The organism is Rhizobacter sp. P2_H3 (genome assembly GCF_056403355.1).
In genome coordinates, this window is the sequence record NZ_JBFUFQ010000379.1 from 1 (window position 1) to 3,420 (window position 3,420).

General features: G+C 70.5%; 2 protein-coding genes and 1 pseudogene. 1 reads left to right on the forward strand and 2 read right to left on the reverse strand.

What is annotated here, in order from left to right; translation table 11 throughout:
- On the forward strand, window positions 1-1,925 hold a 1,925-nt coding region (locus AC1D1T_RS31190; RefSeq protein ID WP_477993243.1), incomplete at its 5' end, for a chitinase N-terminal domain-containing protein.
- Here AC1D1T_RS31190 and AC1D1T_RS31195 read toward each other — a convergent pair.
- Together AC1D1T_RS31195 and AC1D1T_RS31200 are read right to left on the reverse strand one after the other, a co-directional pair.
- Window positions 1,879-3,060 (reverse strand): MFS transporter, encoded by a 1,182-nt coding sequence (locus AC1D1T_RS31195; RefSeq protein ID WP_477825634.1) that lies wholly within the window; start codon window positions 3,058-3,060, stop codon window positions 1,879-1,881. The two genes, AC1D1T_RS31190 and AC1D1T_RS31195, sit on opposite strands and share 47 nt — an antisense overlap.
- A gap of 23 nt (window positions 3,061-3,083) precedes the next feature.
- Window positions 3,084-3,420, reverse strand: a pseudogene (locus AC1D1T_RS31200) (hypothetical protein); the annotation flags it as partial.

A 3,420-nucleotide genomic window follows, 5' to 3' on the forward strand; every position in this document is an offset into this window, starting at 1 on the left:
CCCCCGCCCCTGCGCCGGCTCCGGCACCCGCGCCCGCGCCCGCCCCGGCCCCCGTCGGCGCGCCCGCCAAGCCCACGCTGCAGATCCAGAACTACGACCACGCCGGCAGCTTCGCGATCGTCTGGAACAAGTGGTGGGGCACCAGCGGCACCTCGTGGGAGCTGTATGAAGACGGCGTCAAGGTCCAGTCCGGCACGCTGGCCGACGTGGGCAACGCGGCCCAGACGGCCACGATCCAGATCACCGGCAAGAAGCTCGGCCTCTACACCTACCAGCTGAAGCTGATCAACGCCGCCGGCGCCACGCTCAGCGATGCGTCGGCCACCACCGTCGGCAACGCCTCGCTGATCGGCATCAAGCAGTGGGATGTCGGCGGCCAGTCGCTGCAAAGCACGCTCGCTCCCGGCTCAGTCACGCTCGACCTCAGCGTCTCCGGCGTCGCCTACCCGAGCTTCACGGTCGCCTCCAACAACCCGAAGGTCGCGACGGTGTCGGTCAGCGGCAGCAAGCTCACCGTCAACGCGCTCGGCGCCGGCCGCGCCGGCATCCGCATCCTCGACGCCAACGGCAACGGCCGCTGGGTCGGCGTGCGCGTGAAGAAGCCCGACGGCAGCCTGCCCGGCCTGCCGGCGCACGTGTCGATCGGCTCGGTCTCCGACGACGGCGGCACCGCGCTGGCCAACTGGCAGAACTTCGGCAGCGGCGACCTGAACACCCGCGCCGACCTGCGCTACATCTACCTGAACGGCGGCGCCTCGGTGCCGGGCAACACCAGCTGGTGCACTTGGACGACGGTGCCGTGCTTCCGCGCCACCAACTTCATCCGCGAGTCGAAGAAGCTCGGCATGATCCCGGTCTTCGTGTTCTACAACATCGCCGACGGCGGCGAGAGCTACCCGACCGACCTCGCCCACATCCAGGACGCGACCTACATGGGCGCGTATTTCAAGGACTGGGTCAAGACCATCGACATCGCCAACACCGAGGCCGGCGACGACCCGGTGGGCTACGTGATCGAGCCGGACTTCATCGGCTACATGATGCAGAACTCCGGCCTGCAGCCGTCGCAGATCATGGCGCGCGTGGACCAGGCGTACGCCGCGGGCGTGCTGACCTCGGCCGACCCGCAGTTCCCGAACACGCTCGAGGGGCTCGTCAAGGCGGTCAACTACATCGTGCAGAAGCGCAGCCGCAACGCGTGGTACGGCTGGCAGATCAACATCTGGAGCGATGCGCAGAGCGGCGCCTCGACCAACGGGCTGATGCACATCACCGACACCGCCGAGAAGGGCTGGGCGGCCGGCCGGCCGTACATCGCCGCCAGCGCACAACGCGTCGCGAACTACTACAACGCGGCCGGCATCACGAGCTACGGCGCGAGCTTCATCTCGTTCGACAAGTACGGCTACGACGGCGGCGCCGCCGGCAACGCGAAGTGGCAGTTCAACGCCGACCACTGGAACAACTACCTGTACTACGTGCAGACGCTGAACGCCGCGCTGAAGAAGCCGGTGGTGCTGTGGCAGCTGCCGGCCGGCCACGTGAACGGCTCGGTCGGCACCAACCCGGCCACCGGCGCGCCGTTCGCGACGCTGACCAACGCGACCAGCAAGCACTACGAGGACACCGCGCCGACGTACTTCTTCGGCGACACCTTCACCGCGACGCCCAGCGTGTTCGCCGCGAGCTACTACAAGACCAACGCGGCCGGCGATCCGAAGGTGAGCTCCAACGGCGCGCAGATCACCTGGGGCAGCCACCTGCCCGAGGCCAAGGCGGCGGGCGTGGTGTCGCTGATGTTCGGCGCCGGCGTCGGCGACTCCACCGACAACATCGGCCTCGGCAACCAGCCGCTGACCGATGACCGCTGGTGGCTCGTCAAGGCGAACCGCTACCTGCAGGGCGCGGTCGTGCCGCTGCCCTGATCACGACAAGTGCCAGCAACAGCGCCGCAGCCGCCGCCGCGAAAGCTGCGCTGAGCCAGGGCACGGCACCGGCCTCGTCGCCCTCGACGATGAACGATGCCATCAGCGGCCCGAAGGCGCTGCCCAGCAGCTGGGCGGCCGGCACCAGCCCGGCCAGCCGGCCGCTGGCGTCGGCGCCGAAGGCCAGGCCGATGTGGAACGGCAGCATGAACATCCACACGAAGCCGAACACCGCGCAGCCGAGCGCGAAATCCAGCGAGCGCCCGACCGGCAGCGCATGCAGCGCCAACATCACCGCGGCCAGCACCCCCGAGCAGGCGACCAGCGTCGGCCGCGCCGGCAACCTCCCGACCGCGAAGGTGGCGAGGCTGCCGCCGATGACCTGCATCACCAGCACGCCGGCGATCAGCGTCTGCGCGGCGCGCGCATCGAAGCCTGCCGCCTTGCCCAGCGGCTCGAGGTAGGCCCAGAACGAGCCCAGCGTGGCCAATTGGAGAAACGCCACCGCCAGCGGCAGCAGCGTGGCGACCGACCAGCGGAAGCCCGAGACCGCAGTCGCCACCAGCGGCGCGAGCCGCGCCGGCTGGCGGAAGGCCAGCACGCACGGCAGCAGCGACAGCACGGCCAGCGCCGCGAACCCGCCCTGCCACCCGGCGTGCGGGATCACTGCATGCGCCAGCAGCGCGCCGAGCGCCGCCTGCGCGATCGTCTGCACGACGAAGAAGATGCCGCCGACGCGCGCCGGGTTGGCGCTGCGCACGATGACGCCGGTGGTGCCCCAGACCAGCACGCCTTCCGCCAGGCCCGCGGCGGCACGCACGGCCGTCATCGCGGCGTCGCCCGAGGCGCGCATCGTCAGCAGGTCGAGGCACGCGGCCAGCAGCGCGGCGACCAGCGTGATGCGCCGCAGCTGCGCGCCCGGCAACAGCGCATCGCCGAGCGCGACACCGAGGCCCAGCATGATGATCTCGGCCATCGCGACGATGCCGACGCCCTCCAGGCTCACCTGCTTCGCATCGACCAGCTCGCCGAGCAGGATCGGCTGCACGCCGATCATCAGCACGGCGATGGTGCCGACGGCCAGCGCCGCGGCGACCTGAAAGGGGGGCATCGGCGATGCGTCGTTCGCGGGCATGCGGGGTCTCCTCGTGGGGTGTTTCAGTATCCCTTGCTCTCTTCGGGCAGCAGGCCTTGCGCGAAGCGCGCTTCGGCCCGCGATGCATCCTTTCGCAGGCGGCCGTTGGCAATCCACCGCACCCACCATGGCAGCGCGCGCACGCGGCCGCCGGTGGCCACCGCGAGCACATGCGCCTTCGCGCATTTCTCGAACAGCTCGGCGTTCAGCGCCAGGCGCGTCGCGGTGCTGCCCAGGCACAGCGGGCGGCGCTGCACCATCAGCACGTTGCCGCGGTGCTGCTGCAGCGAGCTTGCCAGCACGCTGGGCGGCGTGGCCGGGGCCATCGGGCCGAGGTGGCGGGCCTGTTCGTCGAACAGC

What these genes read in the sequence shown, in the direction of transcription:
- AC1D1T_RS31195 (WP_477825634.1), bottom strand. Translation starts at nt 3,060, where the DNA reads ATGCCCGCGAACGACGCATCGCCGATGCCCCCCTTTCAGGTCGCCGCG.